This is a genomic window from Arthrobacter sp. zg-Y1116 (assembly GCF_024385485.1).
GTDB lineage: Bacteria > Actinomycetota > Actinomycetes > Actinomycetales > Micrococcaceae > Arthrobacter_B.
In genome coordinates, this window is record NZ_JANFLR010000001.1 from 800,719 (window position 1) to 817,117 (window position 16,399).

Annotated in this window: 12 protein-coding genes; 3 read left to right on the plus strand and 9 right to left on the minus strand. The window is 67.6% G+C overall.

Translation table 11 applies throughout. The annotated features are described in order from the left end of the window. Positions 1-255: 255 nt before the first annotated feature. Together malQ and NNX34_RS03735 are read right to left on the minus strand one after the other, a co-directional pair. The gene (malQ, locus tag NNX34_RS03730) at positions 256-2,442 is read right to left on the minus strand and encodes a 4-alpha-glucanotransferase (RefSeq protein ID WP_255765176.1); all 2,187 of its coding nucleotides are present in this window, start codon (positions 2,440-2,442) and stop codon (positions 256-258) included. Between the two features lie 65 nt (positions 2,443-2,507). After that, on the minus strand, positions 2,508-2,834 hold the full coding sequence (locus NNX34_RS03735; RefSeq protein WP_255765177.1) for a DUF6221 family protein: 327 nt from the start codon (positions 2,832-2,834) through the stop codon (positions 2,508-2,510). Positions 2,835-2,947: 113 nt separating this feature from the next. Here NNX34_RS03735 and NNX34_RS03740 point away from each other — a divergent pair, with 113 nt between their 5' ends. After that, positions 2,948-3,181, plus strand: coding sequence for a hypothetical protein (locus NNX34_RS03740; protein ID WP_255765178.1), 234 nt, complete (start codon positions 2,948-2,950; stop codon positions 3,179-3,181). Between the two features lie 18 nt (positions 3,182-3,199). Here NNX34_RS03740 and NNX34_RS03745 read toward each other — a convergent pair whose 3' ends face one another. After that, positions 3,200-3,964: an SDR family NAD(P)-dependent oxidoreductase gene (locus NNX34_RS03745; RefSeq protein ID WP_255765179.1), complete on the minus strand. Its 765-nt coding sequence runs from the start codon at positions 3,962-3,964 to the stop codon at positions 3,200-3,202. A 186-nt stretch (positions 3,965-4,150) separates the two neighbouring features. Between NNX34_RS03745 and NNX34_RS03750 the strand changes: the two genes are divergently transcribed. Next, complete coding sequence (locus NNX34_RS03750) at positions 4,151-5,794, plus strand: AMP-binding protein (RefSeq protein ID WP_255765180.1); 1,644 nt, start codon at positions 4,151-4,153, stop codon at positions 5,792-5,794. Here NNX34_RS03750 and NNX34_RS03755 read toward each other — a convergent pair. Continuing rightward, positions 5,791-9,258, minus strand: coding sequence for a bifunctional proline dehydrogenase/L-glutamate gamma-semialdehyde dehydrogenase (locus tag NNX34_RS03755; protein WP_255765181.1), 3,468 nt, complete (start codon positions 9,256-9,258; stop codon positions 5,791-5,793). The two genes, NNX34_RS03750 and NNX34_RS03755, sit on opposite strands and share 4 nt — an antisense overlap. Before the next feature lie 140 nt (positions 9,259-9,398). Here NNX34_RS03755 and NNX34_RS03760 point away from each other — a divergent pair, with 140 nt between their 5' ends. Beyond that, the gene (locus tag NNX34_RS03760; RefSeq protein ID WP_255765182.1) at positions 9,399-10,295 is read left to right on the plus strand and encodes a LysR substrate-binding domain-containing protein; all 897 of its coding nucleotides are present in this window, start codon (positions 9,399-9,401) and stop codon (positions 10,293-10,295) included. 37 nt (positions 10,296-10,332) lie between these two features. Here the strand turns inward: NNX34_RS03760 and NNX34_RS03765 are convergent, their stop codons facing one another. From NNX34_RS03765 to NNX34_RS03785, 5 genes are all read right to left on the minus strand, one after another. Continuing rightward, positions 10,333-11,136, minus strand: a complete 804-nt coding sequence (locus NNX34_RS03765) for a hypothetical protein (RefSeq protein WP_255765183.1) — start codon at positions 11,134-11,136, stop codon at positions 10,333-10,335. A gap of 458 nt (positions 11,137-11,594) precedes the next feature. Beyond that, complete coding sequence (locus NNX34_RS03770; protein ID WP_255765184.1) at positions 11,595-12,554, minus strand: DUF2382 domain-containing protein; 960 nt, start codon at positions 12,552-12,554, stop codon at positions 11,595-11,597. A 217-nt stretch (positions 12,555-12,771) separates the two neighbouring features. Then, positions 12,772-14,460, minus strand: coding sequence for a long-chain-fatty-acid--CoA ligase (locus tag NNX34_RS03775; protein ID WP_255765185.1), 1,689 nt, complete (start codon positions 14,458-14,460; stop codon positions 12,772-12,774). 81 nt (positions 14,461-14,541) lie between these two features. Next, on the minus strand, positions 14,542-15,507 hold the full coding sequence (locus NNX34_RS03780; protein WP_255765186.1) for a RimK family alpha-L-glutamate ligase: 966 nt from the start codon (positions 15,505-15,507) through the stop codon (positions 14,542-14,544). A gap of 117 nt (positions 15,508-15,624) precedes the next feature. Continuing rightward, positions 15,625-16,377 carry an SDR family oxidoreductase gene (locus tag NNX34_RS03785; RefSeq protein WP_255765187.1) on the minus strand — a complete coding sequence of 251 codons (753 nt, stop codon included), beginning with the start codon at positions 16,375-16,377 and terminating at the stop codon, positions 15,625-15,627. Between the last annotated feature and the right edge of the window lie 22 nt (positions 16,378-16,399).

Here is a 16,399-nt window from a genome sequence, read left to right on the forward strand (position 1 = left end):
CCTGGCCGTTACCCGGACCGGGCTCCCTGAACCCGTGCCGGTGGCTGGCTCCATGTCACCCCGGATCGTTGAGAATGTCAACAGTATTTGTTCCCGCATACCGGCAGCGGCCCAGGGAGCGCACAAAAAACCGGTGCGGTGGTCCGCAAAGCAGACCACCGCACCGGCGCTTGACCGTGGCCACCGCAACGCCCGACGCAACGCCCGCCGGCGAGGCGGGGGCGAGGGGCGGGGGCGGGGTGGCGGGGTATAAGCCTAGATCCCCTTTTGCATCAGGGCCGCCAGGGAACGGAACCTTTCGTTCTGTTCCAGGTCGTCCAACAGCACCGCCTCGCCGTCGGGACCGCAGAGGGGAATCCGCCAGTTCGGATACTCATCGGCGGTCCCCGGCTGGTTCTGGGTCTTTTTCTCTCCCACCAGGTCGGCCAGGGCCACGCCGAGAAGCACCGACGGCGTCTGCAGGATAAATTCGTGCAGCGCCTCCACCGTCTGCTGCACTTCCTCGCCGTGCATCTGGCCGGCCACCTGTTCGGAGGCGGATTCGGGCAGCAGCCCGCGCTGCCGGAGCGCATTCAGGACGGCTTCCTGCCCCTCACTGTCTGCCTTCCGCTCTTCCTCCACCGGACGGTTGAGCAGGCCAAGGGATTCGCGCAGGTTCACGTGTTCACCGGCCAGGTAGCCGGCGGTCGGCGGGAGGTCATGGGTGTTCACGCTGGTCAGGGCGCCCACCCGGTATTCCTCCGGATCGCGCGGGCCGTCCTCGGTCTGCTCGAACCACAGGATGGAGGTGCCCAGCACCCCGCGCTCCCCGAGGTACTCCTGGACCCACGGCTCAAAGACGCCCAGGTCCTCACCGATAACGACGGCGCCGGCCCGCTGCGCTTCCAGCGCGAGGATGCCGATCATCGCCTCATGGTCGTAGTAGACATACGCGCCCTCGCCCGGGGATCCGGCACCCTGCGGGATCCACCAGAGCCGGAACAGGCCCAGGATGTGGTCCACCCGGATGCCGCCGGCGTGCCGGAGGATGGTGCGGATCATGTCCCGGTAGGCGGCATAGCCGGAGTCGGCCAGCCGTCCGGGGTGCCACGGCGGCTGGCTCCAGTCCTGGCCGCGCTGGTTGAACATGTCCGGCGGCGCGCCGACGGAGATGCCGGAGGCCAGCACGTCGCGCAGCATCCACGCATCGGCGCCGCTGGGGTGCACGCCCACGGCGAGGTCGTGGATCACGCCGATCCCCATGCCTGCCTTCTTCGCTGCCAGCTGCACGCCCTCCAGCTGTTCGTCGCAGATCCACTGCAGCCACTTGAAGAAGTCGATGCGTTCCTGCAGCCGGGGCAGCCGGCTGATCACGTAGTCGCTGTCCGGGCCCGTGGCCTCGGCCCACTCCGGTGCGCCGGGGGCCAGTTCCTCGGCCAGGGCACACCAGCGGGCGAAGTTCTCCAGGCCCTGCCCGGCGTCGGCCTTGAAGGCGTCGAACTGTTTCTGCCGGCTCGGGCTGCGTTCCACCTGGTACACGTCCTGCAGTACGCGCAGCTTGGCCGCGTAGCTGGCGTCGCGGTCCAGTTCCGCCGCGGAGGTGTTGGCCGGGTACAGGGATCGGGCCGCCTCTTCAGCGGCCTGCCGCTGGCCGTCGGTCAGGTACGCGTATTCCGGCACGGCTTCCACCCGGATGTACAGCGGGTTGAAGAACCGCCGGGTGGTGGGCAGGTACGGGGACGGCTCAATCGGCGGGACGGGTTCCGCGGCGTGCAGCGGGTTGATCAGGACAAACCCGGCGTCGTAATCCGTGCCGGCGACGGCGGCGAGATCCGCCAGGTCGGTGAGGTCCCCGATCCCCCAGGACCGGGAGGAGCGGACCGAGTAAAGCTGGGCCTGCACCCCCCAGGCGCGCTCGGTTTCCAGCTTGTCCGCGGTGTCGAGCCGGTCAGGGGTGACCACCAGAACGGCAGTGGCGGAGATGTCGCCGCTTGCCGCTTCGAGCGTGTGCCAGCCCAGCTCCAACCCCTCGGGCAGGGGAACCAGGGTGCGTGCCACGGCCGAGCCGTCGATGTCCCGTTCCTCCTCGGGCTGCTCAGGCCAGGCGAGTTCCTGCTCTGAGCCGTCTTCCAGCCGCAGGGTCAGTTTTGCGGTGCTGCCCGGCGGCAGGTGGACGGGCACGCTGCCGGGCTTGCCCTGGCGCACGACGGCGGTCGGCGGCAGCGGGCGCTTCCAGGCGGCCGCCTTTGACTCTGCGAGGGACCGTTCCAGGTCCTGTTCCGATTCGACGGCCAGGCCCAGTGCGGAGAGGACGCTGCGCAGCGTGGAGTCGGATACCTGCTGCTCGGAACCGTCCCAGCCGGTGAAGGTGGTGGCTACCTTGTGAAAGTCGGCAAGCTGGCGGAGGAGGCCGGCGGCGTCCGGATCAGGGCGGGCGGACGGGGCTTTTGGCTTTTCACTCATGGAACCAATCTATGGCCCGCAGGACAACGCCGCACGTTCTTCCATCGCTGGCAGCGAACGTACCGCTAAGGGCGTTCCTGCGTCAGGCGCCAGTTGTCCTGGAACTCCGGATGGTCCTCGTGCACGGCGGCGAGGGCGGACAGCGCCAACGTGGTCCACTCCAGCTCCTCACGGAACTGGGGATCGTCGTCGGGGTCCACGACCATGCGTGAAAGTGCATGGCGGCGGGCACCTCCGATGATCTCGATGAGCATGAGCTTGGTTTCGCATTCCTTCAGCAGCCGCTCCTCATACCAGCGGTCCGAGAGCGAAACGTCGGAAGATGCCAGTAGTTTGCGGGCCTCGGAGATGTCTTCTTGGAAGCGGATGACCAGGAAATCCACGATATCCATGGCCGAATCCTACCCGGCGGACCGCCCGCCGGTCAGTGGTCCATGCGCGAACGGGAATATTTAACGGCCAAGCGCTCGTTAGTGTAAGTATCAACTAATTGAGGAGATGCCTTTTGCCGGTAGCCGATACCCACTCCCCCAAAAAGACAGCACGTGCCAAGCGCGTGCGCAGCATCCGTTCCCTCCGCCGCGGAGACATCGTTGAAGCACGCAGCGGCGGCACCACCTATTTCCACGGCGAGGTCCAGGACACGGCCCCGGGCCTGTCCACCGTCTGGATCCGCGATGAGTCCACCGGTCAACGGACTGCGGCCAGCATGGACGATTTCAGCCTCTGGAAGCTGTAGCCGCACCCCCTGCTGCGGTCACCGGTCAATCAGGGCGCCGGCGCTGATATTCAGCGTTGCGGCGGTCATGCTGGCGGCCCGGTCCGAAGCAGCGAAGGCCGCTGCGTAGCCCACATCCTCCAGCGTGGCAGCGCGGCCCAGCATGGTGGAGCGAATCATGGCGTCGGCAATCTCGCCGGCGCCTTCCATGTTTTCCGGCAGGGTTTCCGGAACGCCGCCGCTGCGCAGGGTCACCACCCGGATCCCGTAGGCCCCCAGTTCGCTGGAAAGCTGGCGGCGCATGGATTCCATCGCTTCAAAGGCGGTCTGCAGTCCGCCCAGGTACAGGCCGGGCACCGGGTCCCCCGAGCCGCCGAACACCAGGATCACCCCGGAGCGCTGGCGCATCATGTGCCTCGCGGCCGCCTGCGAGGTCAGGAAAAAGGTCTGGACGGCGGTGGCGACCGGCCGCAGATAGTCGGCGACGGACATCTCGGCCATGGGCGTTCCCTGCACGTCCCCGTGCTGGATCACGTTCATGGAGATATCGAGGCTGCCGGCCGCGGCCGCGACGTCGTCCGCATGTTCGCGAACCGCCCGCTCATTGGTGGCATCCAGCAGTGCCGTCTCCACCGTTCCCCCGGCATGCCGGATCCGATCCGCCACGGCCTCGAGCGGCTCCGGCGTGCGCCCTGCGAGGAAGACCCGCGCACCTTCCCGGGCGAAGGCCTGCGCCACGGCGCCGCCGATGCCTCCCCCTCCGCCGTAGATCACCGCGTTCTTCCCGATGAGCAGCTGCTCCATGGTTCCGCCTTCCGGTTGTCCTGCCGGTCCCGGCCCGTCCCCGCCGGCCCCATGGCGTTCGATCCCCATCATGGGCCGCTGCCCGGTGAGGACACAATGTCTCCGGCGAAGCCGGCGTCGGCCTAGCATGGAGATTACGGCCGGGGAGTGATCCACGGCACATTTGATGGAACGGAGCCGCATAAGATGTTCAACCCCCTCACTGTCCAGGAACCGGTGGCGCCCGCCGCACTGCTGTGCGACCGGCATCCCGCTGACTCTGTTGCCTTCACCGTCATTGAGCAGGACCTTTCCGCCACCGACCTCACCTACGGAGAACTCCAGGCGGGCTCCGAGCGGGCCGCTGCAGCCTTCGCCCGGCTGGGGGTACGCCGCGGGGACCGGGTGGCAACCCTGATGGGCAAGAGCGGTGACCTGGTGACGGTGCTGCTGGGTCTGTGGCGCCTGGGCGCCGTCCACGTGCCGCTGTTCACGGCTTTTGCCACGCCGGCCATTTCCGTACGCCTGGCCGCCAGCGGTGCCCGGCTGGTGGTGGCCGACGAAAACCAGCTGGCCAAGGTGGCACCCCTAGTGCCGGAACTGGGCCTTACGGTCCTGGCCGCCGGCACTGGCGCCGGCACGGACGCCGGCGGATTGGACACCGCGGGCGCCGCGGATGCCCTGGACTGGACACAGCTGCTCTCCGCCGAACAGCCGGGAATGCCGGCGGCAGTCCTGGACCCGCAGGAGGTGCTCGTGGAAATCTTCACGTCGGGCACCACCGGCGCACCGAAGGGCGTGACGGTGCCGGTTTCGGCGCTCGAAGCGTTCTCCGCCTACTTCCACTACGGACTGGACGTGCAGGAAGGGGACGTCTTCTGGAACGCCGCCGATCCGGGCTGGGCCTACGGCCTGTATTACGGGATCCTCGCTCCGCTGGCGGCGGGCCGCCGGAACCTGCTGCTGCGCGGCAGCTTCAGCGCGAAGCTGTGCTGGGAGGTGCTGGACCGGTTCCGCGTTACGAACTTCGCCGCGGCGCCCACCATTTTCCGCTCGCTCCGGGCCGAGGCGCCCGACGGCGTCGGCCCCCTGGCGCTGCAGCGCGCCTCCAGTGCGGGTGAGCCCCTGGACGCGGAAACCATCAGCTGGGCCACGCGCTGCCTGGGTACCGCGGTGCGGGACCACTACGGGCAGACGGAAATGGGGATGTGCATTGTGAACGGCTGGGAGGACTCGGTGTCCCGCGAGATCCGGCCTGGCTCGATGGGCCACGCCCTGCCCGGCTACCGCACCGAAGTGCTGTCGCTGGAAGAGGACTCCCCTGCCGCGTCCGGCGAGAAGGGGCGGGTGGCCATTGACGTTCCGGCCAGCCCGCTGATGTGGTTCAGCGGGTACACGGACAACCCGGAGAAAACCGCCGAACGCTACAGCAGCGACGGCCGCTGGTATTACACCGGAGACACCGGTTCACGCGATGCCGACGGGTACACCTACTTCTCCGCCCGGGATGACGATGTGATCATCATGGCCGGCTACCGGATCGGCCCGTTCGAGGTCGAATCCGTGCTGGCCACGCACCCGGAGGTAGCGGAGAGTGCCGTGATCGGGGTTCCGGACGAGCTGCGCGGAGAACGGCTCGAGGCCTACGTGGTGCTCCGCTCCGGCTCCGGCTCCCCCGAGCTGGCGGCGGAACTGCAGCAGCTGGTCAAGACGCAGTATGCCGCCCATGCGTATCCGCGGGCGGTGCATTTCGTGGAGGAGCTGCCAAAAACGCCGAGCGGGAAGCTGCAGCGTTTCCTGCTGCGTGCTTCCCGCTCGGCGTCGGATTCCGAACCTCCGGTGAACGCCTAGATCAGGGCGTCCGAGAGGAAGTTCGGCGTTCCGAAGCGGTGCGCGGTGATGCTGACGGCCTGCTCATGCAGGAAGGGCAGCAGCTCCAGGCGGCCGGACTCGGTGACGGGCTGGGCATAGACGGCAATGTCCGGGGTTCCGCCGGTGGCTTCGGCCAGCGCCTGCACGGAGCCGCCGATCAGCCGGATCCGCCCGGACGTCAGCGAAGCAGCGGAAGCCAGCCACGCGGCGTCGTCCTGAACCCGGAACTGCAGTCCGAGTTCGGTCAGGACGGCCCGCAGGCCGGCCGGGAGGTCGACGGCGGTGGACACGGTGACTGCCGATCCGGCGGTCAGCGCTGCGGCCAGGACCCGGACCAGCAGGGCCGCCGGCTGGCCTTCGGCGAGGCGGACAGTCACCGGAACGGGTACGTAGCGGAAGACATTCCGCTCCGCGGACAGGGCGGACACGTCCTTGGCGGTGCCGAACTCGCCGTTCCAGGCGCGGGCGTCGCTGTTGGCGGCGCGGCGGAGGAACGCGGCGTCGTCGGCGGTGAACGCCGAGCCTGCGGATTCGGCGGCAGCGACAAGGCGTGCTGCCGGCGCGGCGGCGGGCAGCTCGGCGGCTGCCTCGTCGGAGGTGCCGTTGACGGCTTCCCAGTTGCCCAGGCCGATCAGGTAGTTCGGGCCGCCGGCCTTGGTGCCCGCGCCCACGGCGGACTTCTTCCAGCCGCCGAACGGCTGGCGCCGGACGATGGCGCCCGTGATGCCGCGGTTCACGTACAGGTTGCCCGCCTGGATGCGGTTCAGCCAGACGTCCATTTCCGCCGGCTCGAGGGAATGCAGCCCGGCGGTGAGGCCGTAGTCGATGTCATTGGCCATGTCGATGGCCTCTTCGAGGGTGGCTGCGGTCATAACGCCCAGGATCGGGCCGAAGTACTCGGTGCGGTGGTACTCGGAGCCGCGGCGGACACCGGTGCGGATGCCCGGGCTCCACAGCCGGCCGCTCTCGTCGAGCTGTTCCGGCTTCAGCAGCCAGGTTTCGCCTTCGCCCAACTCGGTGAGTCCCTTGAGGAGCTTGCCGGCGGCGGGCTCGATGACCGGGCCCATTTGCGTAGTGGGATCTTCGGGGTAGCCGACCTTCAGTGACTGGACGGCGTCCACGAGCTGGTTCCGGAAGCGCGGCGACTTGGCCACGGAACCGACCAGGATCACCAGCGAAGCGGCGGAGCACTTCTGCCCGGCGTGCCCGAAGGCGGACGCCGCGACGTCGCGGGCGGCGAGGTCGAAGTCCGCGCTCGGGGTGACGATCACGGTGTTCTTGCCCGAGGTTTCGGCCAGCAGCGGCAGGTCGGGGCGGAAGGAGCGGAACAGTTCGGCGGTCTCGTAGCCGCCGGTCAGGATCACACGGTCCACGGCCGGGTTGGAGATCAACTGGCGGCCGAGTTCGTTTTCACCCAGCTGGACGAGCTGCAGGACGTCGCGCGGAACGCCGGCTTCCCAGAGCGCTTCCACCATGACGGCACCGCTTCGCGCGGACTGGCGGGCGGGCTTGATAACGACGGCGGACCCGGCGGCCAGGGCGGCGAGGGTTGAACCGGCCGGGATGGCTACCGGGAAGTTCCACGGCGGGGTGACCACGGTCAGGCGGGCCGGTACGAAGCGGGCGCCCTCCACGTTGTCGAGTTCGCGGGCGAGCTCTGCGTAGTAATGCGCGAAGTCGATGGCTTCGGAAACCTCGGGGTCCGACTGGTCCAGGGTCTTGCCGGTTTCGGCGGCCATGACCTCCATCAGATCGGCACGGCGTACCTCGAGGACTTCGCCGGCGCGGTGCAGGACCTCGGCGCGTTCGGCACCGCTGAGTGCACCCCATGCCTTGCCCTTGGCGACGGCGGTGTTGATGACGGCGTCGAGCTCCGCCTCGGTGCCGACGGCGGCAGCGGCCACGGCGGCCTTGCCCAGTTCGGAACCGGGGACGCGGGCGAGGATGCCCCGGCCCCAGGCCTGGTTGGCGGGCAGCGACGGGTCGCTGTCCGGGGTGTTGTCGAAGCTGTCCGTAGCGGCAGCCACGGCGGGAAGGTTGCGGTCCTGCACGCGGTGCGGGGCGGGAACGGCGGTGTCCAGGTTCTCCAGCGAGGCCAGGAAGCGCAGCTTCTCGCGTTCGAACAATGCCTCGTTGTCAGCCAGTTCGAACACGGCGGACATGAAGTTCTCCGAGCTGGCGCCTTCCTCCAGCCGGCGGATCAGGTAGGCGATGGCGACGTCGAATTCCGCGGGGTGCACTACCGGGGTGTAGAGCAGCAGGCTGCCGACGTCGCGGCGCACCACCTCGGCCTGGCCGGCGGCCATGCCGAGCAGCATTTCGAATTCGATGCCGTCCCGCACGCCGCGTTCCCCGGCCAGCAGCCAGGCGAACGCGACGTCGAACAGGTTGTGTCCGGCGACGCCGATCCGCACGTTCTTGATGCGGTCCGGGTGCAGGGCGTAGTTGATGACGCGCTTGTAGTTGGTGTCGCTGTCCGCCTTGGTGTGCCAGGTGGCCAGCGGCCAGCCGTGCAGGGAGGCTTCCACCTGTTCCATGGGCAGGTTGGCGCCCTTGACCACGCGGACCTTGATGGCGGCACCGCCGTCGGCGCGGCGGGCGGCAGCGAATTCCTGCAGGCGCATCATGGCCGAAAGGGCGTCCGGGAGGTAGGCCTGGAGCACGATGCCGGCTTCGAGGTCCTTGAACTCGGGCTGCGAGAGGATTCCGGTGAAGACCGCCATGGTCATCTCCAGGTCCTTGTACTCCTCCATGTCCAGGTTAATGAACTTCTTCACCGGGGACTGCGCGGCCCGGCGGAAGAGCGGGGTCAGGGATTCGATGACGTGCTGCACGGCCTCGTTGAACGCCCACGGGGAGTGCGGCGCCACGGTGGAGGAAACCTTGATGGAGACGTAGTCGACGTCGTCGCGGGCCAGGAGGGCATGGGTGCCTTCCAGCCGGCGGGCTGCTTCGTGCTGGCCGAGGACGGCCTCGCCGAGGAGGTTCATGTTCAACCGGGTGTTGTCCTTGCGGATGCCGGCGATGGCCCTGCCCAGCTTCGCGTCCGTGGCATCCACGATCAGGTGCCCGACCATTTCGCGCAGCACCTTGCGGGCGGCGGGAATGACAATCTGCGGGACCACCGGGCCGAGGATGCCGCCGGCACGCACGGCCGCGCGCATGTACCAGGGCAGGAAGCCGGGGACGCGGGGGGCCAGGGCGGCGAGGTTGCGGGCTGCGACGCGGATGTCTTCGGGGCGCACGACGCCGTCGACGAAGCCCACGGTGAAGCCCAGGCCGTCCGGGTCCTTCAGCACGCCGGCCAGCTGCGCGGCGGAGGCGTCCACGGGGACGGCCGAGGCCTCGGTCAGCCAGCGGCGGACGAGGGCTACGGACTGCTCTGCCAGCCCGGCGCTGGGGGCGGCGTCGGCGCTGGCGCGGTCCTCAAAGGTATCGGTCATTAGTCGGTGCTCTTTTCATCTAACAGGTAGTTATCCCCCCGAAGGTACTGACCAAGTATCCGCCCGTTGTTCAATTAGATAAAGCGATCTTTTCCGACCGATACACTTTGGCTCTGCTTACCAATCAGAAAGGTGCCCGCGTGCTCGATATCCGCCGGCTGCGGCTGCTGCGCGAACTCAAGGTCCGGGGCACGCTGGCCTCTGTTGCCGCGGCCCTGAACTTCAGTCCCTCCTCGGTGTCGCAGCAGTTGGCCCTGCTGGAGAGCGAGGTAGGGGTGCCCCTGCTGCGGAAGACCGGACGCCGGGTCACCCTCACTCCGCAGGCCGAGATCCTGGTGGACCACGCCGCCGGGATCCTGGACGCCATGGAGCGGGCGGAAGCGGATCTGGCCGAGTCCCTGACCACCGTGGCGGGAACGGTCCGGGTGGCCGTCTTCCAGTCGGCGGCACTGGCCCTGATGCCGGACGCCCTCACCATCCTGGGGCGGGACTATCCCGAGGTGCGGATCGAAATGACCCAGCGCGAACCCGAAACCGCACTGTATGAAACCTGGGCCCGGGATTTCGACCTGGTGATCGCCGAACAGTACCCCGGGCATGCCGCGCCCCGGCATCCCGGCCTTGACCGCGTGCAGCTCACCACGGACGCCATCCAGCTGGCAGTGCCCGATTCCCCGGACGGCGGGGACATCCGCTCCATCGCGGACACCGCCTCCCGGGCCTGGGTCATGGAACCGCGCGGCGCCGCCTCCCGGCACTGGGCGGAGCAGGCGTGCCGGCAGGCCGGGTTCGAACCGGACGTCCGGTATGAAACGGCTGACCTGCAGGCGCAGATCCGGCTGATCGAGTCCGGCAACGCCGTCGGCCTCATGCCGGAACTTGTGTGGACCGGCCGCACACCGACCGTCCGGCTGCTGGATCTGCCGGGCCGGCCGCGGCGGACCATCTTCACATCCGTCCGGGAGGCGGGGAGCCGGCGTCCGGCCATTCTCGCGTGCCGTGAGGTCCTGGAGCGGACGGCCCGGTTGGTGTCCTAGGTGCGCGGTCCCTGCCGGGCGGGTTCTCCTGCCGGCCCTACTGCGGTTCCTCAGGGCCGGGGTTCACTCCGGACCAGCTGGCGGCGCCGCCTGAGTTGGGAAAGACGGTTGCCTTCATGGCCCGGTCCCCGGCCACGCCGCCCGGAACGTAGTAGGACGACAGGTCAGGAACGTTGGGGTCGAACGCCGCATACAGCCCCGGCGCCAGCGCAACCACCAGCCCGTCGACGAGCTTGCTGTCGAACCAGGCGGCCACCCGGTAATCCACGGAGGCGGCGTTCACGATCAGTGGGTAGCCCGGGAACGCCGCGCTGGTCTCGCCCGCTTTGGACGGAGCTGACACATCGGGTGCTGCCCCGGCGTCGCCGGCCGCGGCCTCATAGGGCGCGCACTGGGCCAGGATCTCCGAAACAGCGTTTCTCCAGGCATAGATATCGAAGTGCAGGGCTGCACCGGAGTCCCCGGCCACCGGCATGGCGCTTTCAATCGGAGCTGCCAACTCCTTCAAAAGGGCATCCATACCCTCCGGGGCGCTGTCGGCAATACCGCGGACTTCCGTGTTGAGCGCGCTTGCACCCGCACCGTCGGAGCCCTCGAAGCCGAACGTTGAACCGTTGTCTTTCACGAAGTAGATCGCCCGGTAGAGGGGGCCGTTACCGTCGGTCCCGAGGAGCTTGCGGCACGTTTCCTCTGCCGAGTCCAGAGCCACCGTGTCGGCTGTTGACCCGGCAGCCGGCGCGGCGGCGGCAGGGGCGGAGGAGGCTTCGGGCTCTGTTGCTTCCGCGCTGCAGCCGGTGACGAACAGCAGGGCCAGGACCGGAATGGCTGCGGTTTTTCTCATGGTTCCCCCGGGACTTCGTAGACAGTTGCCCCAACCTAGCACCTGCACCGGAGCGGCAGGGCTTTTGGTGCCGCTGTGGACCGGGCTTCGGGCCGGGGCCGGGGGCAGGACAGGACAGGACATCCCATCCGGTGGTGCCGTTGGGGCAGATGATTTCCCACAAGGCAACAGCAGCACCACCCTGTGGGACGCTGTGCTGGCACTGCGGATACTCCAGCCTGCACAACTCATCGACTGAGCAGTAAATGGGGTTATGGCCGCCCGATAACCCCGTTATCTGCCCACTAGATGCAGGTGCCCCCGGGCCGCCCGCGCAAAACCTTCGTCTGCTCAATAGCCCCGGTCCAGCGGAGCAACAAAGCAGTCCCCCGACCGGACACAGCAAAACGGCGGACCCCGGAAACCCGGGACCCGCCGTCGTGCTGATGAAGCGTCGTGCGTGTTAAGAGAGCCAGGACCTAGCGGCTGCCGCCGGACCCGGACCCGGTGGACCCGGAGGAACCCGAACCGGACCCCGACCCCGACCCGCCGGACTTTTTCCCGTGGGAGGAGGAATCATTGACATCCGTGTCGATCTGCTCCTTGCGGATCTCTTCGGAGACGCTCTCCGTGCCGGTCACCGTCTCGGTGTCCAGGCGGACGCGTTCCACCGGCTCGGTGTGCTTGGAAACCACAGCCTCCTCGGCATGGAGCGTCACCTCGTGCTCGTCTTCCGTGAGTTCGGCACCTGACAGGGCATCCCCCGCATTGGCATCCGTAATGGGCTCACGCTCGATCCGCACTTCCTCGTGGCTGACCGGCACCTGCTTGGTGACGGTCTCCGTCACGATGTACTTGCGCAGCCGGGCCTTGCCCACCGCCCGGTTCTCGGTGCCGACGTTCAGGCGCTCCTCCGAACGGGTCATGGAGTCGTCCCCGCTGGATCCCGAACTGGAGGAACTGGAAGAAAGGTCGGACGTCCCGCTGCTGCTGGACGTCCCGGACCTCTGGCTCTCCGACACCGTGGAGGTACCGCTGCTCATGTCGCTGCCCCGCATGCCGCTGTCCCGCGTCTCGGTAATCGTGTCGGTTTCAGAGACGGATTCCGAAGAACCGTCGTCGTAGCTGAAGCCGTAGTACCGGTAGAGCGTGACTTCCTCCTCGGGGCTGATCGAACCGTCGCTTTCGATGTGCGGCGCGTTCTTGACCTCTTCCTTGGAGTAGGGCACGAGGACGTCGACACCTTCGACGGTTGCCTCACTGAGCGGGATAAACGTTTCCGACGTGCCGAAGAGGCCGGTGTTCACGGTGACCCATGCCGGTTCGTCGGTCTGGTCATCCAGGTAGAAGGTACCAACGGAACCGATACGGTCACCGTTCGAGCCAACTACGTTGCCCGAACCGCTCATGAGTCCTTCGACCTGCTGATTCGTGATCATCTTGTTCTCCTCGCGACAGCGAATCCGCCGAATCGGTTGACCGGCGGTAATTCACCACTGGCCTGATCGGAGACAGAGGACAAGGCGGTCGGTATCCGCCTGCGGCTCCGGGCCGGCTGGTTGACTGGTGAGGAACCTGGCATACATACCAAGCCCACTTACAATTCCAGCCCCCCGCCTCCGGACCCGTCAATAGGTACTTGCTGCGAGGAGGGGACTACGCGTCCTGCAGCAGGGCGTCCCGCACCTGGCGGCGCAGCACCTTACCCAGCATGGACTTGGGCAGGTCCTCGATAACCACGATCTTCCGCGGCACCTTGTAGGGGGTCAGCCGCTCGCGGCAGTAGGCGCGCAGGGCGGCTTCATCAAGCTCGGCGCCCTCCTGCAGGACGACGGCGGCCACCACCTGCTCGCCGCCGTCGGCCCGGGGCAGGCCCACCACGGCGGCATCGAGGATGTACTGGTGGGTGCGCAGCACGTCCTCGACCTCCGACGGCGAGACGTTGAAGCCGCCGGTGATGATGAGTTCCTTGCGGCGGTCCACCACCTTCACGAAGCCGTCTTCGTCCACGGTGACAATGTCGCCGGTGCGCAGCCAGCCGCCGTCGAGCAGCACCTCGGCGGTGTCCTCGGGGTTGTTCCAGTAGCCGGCGAAGACCTGCGGCCCGCGGACCAGGAGCTCACCGGCGGCACCGGGTTCGACGTCGTTCACGGGGTTCTCCGGGTCCACCACGCGCATCTCGGTGCTGGGGAAGGGAACACCGATGGTGCCGTTGCGGCGCGACTCGGCAAACGGGTTGCCCAGGGCCACGGGAGAGGATTCGGTGAGGCCGTAGCCCTCCACCAGCAGGCCGCCGGAGACCTCTTCCCAGAGCTTCACCGTGGCTGCCGGCAGGGTCATGGCCCCGGAAATGGCGTAGCGGATGGTGGACAGGTCCACGCCGCGCTTCTTGGACTCGTGCGCGGTCTTTTCGTAGATCGGCGGGACGGCGCAGAAGACGGTGGGCTTGGATTTCTTCGCGGCGGTCAGGACCAGGTCCACATCGAACTTGGGGAACAATACGAGCCTCGACCCGGTGAGGACGGAGAAGGTCAGGTACAGGGTGAGGCCGAAGGCGTGGAACATGGGCAGCACGCCGTAAATGACTTCCTTGCCCTCCTGCGCACCGTGCATCCAGGCCTTGCCCTGCAGGGCGTTGGACCGCAGGTTGTAATGCGTGAGCATGACGCCCTTGGGGATACCGGTGGTGCCCGAGGTGTACTGCAGGGCCGCCAGATCGGAAACAACCGGGCGGGGGTGGTCCGCGGACAGCGGAGCGTTGTCGAGCAGTTCCTCCCAGGACATGGTGCGCTCGGTCTTGGCGGTCAGGCCCGCACGGGTGCGCCGCAGGGAGGGGACCGGAAGAGCCAGGGCCATCCGCTTGATCCGGGGCATCGCCTTGGTGATGTTCACGGCCACGATGGTTTCCACGGCTACGTCACCGGGGAATTCCTGTACCTTCTCCACTGCCTTGTCCCAGACGATGGCCACCTTGGCGCCGTGGTTCTCGAACTGGTGGCGCAGCTCGCGCTCGGTGTAGAGCGGGTTGTGGCCGACGACGACGGCGCCCAGCCGGAGCACGGCGTAGAAAGCGATGAGGTACTGCGGGCAGTTGGGCAGGATGATTGCCACCCGGTGGCCCTTCCGCACCCCCAGCTTGCGCAGGCCTTCGGCGGCCCGGTTGATCCGGTCCCCCAGGTCCCGATACGTGGTTTCGGCGCCGAAGAATTCCAGGGCCACCTTGCTGCCGAACCGCTCCACGGCGTCTTCCATCATGGCGGTAAGGGATTCGGTGGGCAGCTCAATCTGCGCGGGAACGCCGGGCTGGTAGTTCTTGACCCAATGCGGTTCCAGGGCAGCGGACATGGAGGTCTCCTTCAGGTTGGGCGATACCACGACTATATCGAGGCCGCAGCCCTGTGGATAAAAAACTTGAGCCGCACCACGCTATTCCGCGGCCGGCGCCAGGGACGCCAGGTACCGGGCCAGGGCCCGGGGTGCGGACCGCGGTGCCACGGCTTCGACGGCGGCGTTGTAATTGGTGTTCGTGTTTACGTCATAGGTCAGCAGGCGGCCGTCGGCGGCCTCGATGAACTCTATGCCGCAGACCTCCAGCCGGTTCCGGCGGGCGAACTCGAGGTACTTCCCGATCACCGGATGGTCGAAATCTTCCCGCAGGCTGAACAGCTGGGTGTCCGCATCCGGTGCAATGGTGGCGCCCGGCGGCATGATCGGCTTGCCGGTGGACGGGTCGATGGCGCAGGCATCCGCCGGGCAGAGCTGGAACCCGCCGCGGGCCGTGTCCGCCTTGATGGCGTAGACGAATTCCCCGCCCACAATCTCCGCCCGGGTAATGAAGGGCTCGGCCGCAACAATGTATTCCTGGATCAGGGTGATGCCGTCCGCAGGCTCCTCGAAGTCCGCCGACGCCACGTAGTCCGCCAGTTCCCCGTGGGATTCGAACTTCCGCACCCCGAGCCCCTTGCCGCCCTGGTTGTGCTTGGTGATGAACGGTGCGGGGAATTCCTTGGCCGCGGCCAGGATCTGGTGGCGCCCGACGGCGGCCACGGTACGCGGGGTGTCGATGCCCGCGGCGCGCAGCGCGGTCAGCTGGTCCACCTTGCTCATTTCCAGTTCCAGCACCCGGCGGCCGTTGACCGTGCGCCGTCCGTGCGCTTCCAGCCAGGACAGCACCGCCCGGGCGTAGTCCTTGGACAGGCCATGGTCCCTGGTGTGCGAGGAGGCGCTGATCCGGGACCAGAAAATCCCCTCCGGCGGCACCGAGTCCAGGTCCAGGACGCCGTCCGTCAGCAGCCATTCCTCCACGTGCACGCCTTCGGCCTCGAAGGCGCGGGCAAAGGGAGGGAACCATTCGGGATTCTCATGCAGGGCATAGACCGTGGGGGTGCTCATGGAACTCGCTTTCACCGGTTTCGTCGTCGGCCCCGGAGAGGGCAGGCGGTGCAGGGCAACCCTAGGCCCGCTGCCACGGCTCCGCCAGCTTCCGTGACGCCCGACGTCGGCGGCCCCCTACCGCCCCCGGCCCGCCAGCCGGGCCACCAGCGCCTGCGGTGCCCGGCTGCCCACCGTGGCCAGCACCCGGTACCGCTTGGACGGAATGGAAATGCCCTTGCCCGCAAAGGCGTCGGCCAGGGCTTCACGCACCACGCGGTCCGCACTGAGCCACATCCACTTGGGGTAAACGCTCTTGTCCATTTCCATGCGCGCATGGAATTCCGTGTGCACAAACCCCGGGCATACGGCGGTCACGGTGATGCCGCGGCCCCGGTAATAGAGGTTGGCCCAGCGGCTGAAGTTGATGACCCATGCCTTGGCGGCACTGTAGGTTCCCCGCGGGATGAAGCCGGCTACGGAGGCCACATTGATGATCCGGCCGCCGCCGTTGGACTGCATCGCGTTCAGTGCGGCGTGGCTCAGCTGCAGCGGCGCACCCACCAGCACATTCAGGTGGTCGATTTCGGCCTGCAGTTCGTTCCGGGCAAAGTCGTTTTTCAGACCGTATCCGGCGTTATTGACCAGCAGTCCGACGTCGGGCTTCTGCACACGGTCGGCGACGGCGTCCACTCCCTCGGAGGTGGCGAGATCGGCCGCGATCCACTCGGTCTTCACGGAGTAGTCCCGGGCCAGTTCCGCCGCGGTGGATTCCAGCCGCTCGGTGTTCCGGCCGGTGAGCACCAGGTCATAGCCTCGCTGCGCCAGCTGGCGGGCGAACTCCGCGCCGATTCCGGAAGTGGCTCCTGTAACAACTGCTGTCTGCGTCATAAGGACACCTTTCTATGCCGGC